Raw genomic sequence first — 351 nt, 5'->3', positions numbered from 1 at the left:
ATTTATATCTAGGGTTTTACCGATCATCCTTTTCCCTTGGGGAACCGCCAAAAATGGCTTGCCATTAGGTCGCACAACGTGCGACCATAAAGTCGCACAGTGTGCGACCTATTCGGCACTCATACAGAGGTTTCCCACATGCGGAACATGACCCGTCTCAAGACCCCAAAAGATCGGCTTCGTGAAGATCAGGCCGAACAGGTTCGCCAAGCCCTTTTGCCGTTTTTTGACAATCCCGATTTTGACCATGATGCCCTTGGCCGGGTCATGGTCACCGTTCAACGCATTACTACCCCAGCCCCCGGAACAACGGAGCCGTTTGTTATGATCCGTCCCGCACAGAACCGTGCT

1 pseudogene is annotated in these 351 nt (G+C 52.4%); it reads left to right on the top strand.

The features are described 5' to 3' along the window. Window positions 1-147: 147 nt before the first annotated feature. Window positions 148-351: pseudogene (locus tag KP705_RS19800) on the top strand (hypothetical protein); the annotation flags it as partial.

Source organism: Gluconobacter sp. P1D12_c (genome assembly GCF_018812105.1).
Lineage (GTDB): Bacteria > Pseudomonadota > Alphaproteobacteria > Acetobacterales > Acetobacteraceae > Gluconobacter > Gluconobacter oxydans_A.
Note: the sequence above shows the minus strand (reverse complement) of the source record. Positions and strands in the feature narration are given on the sequence as shown.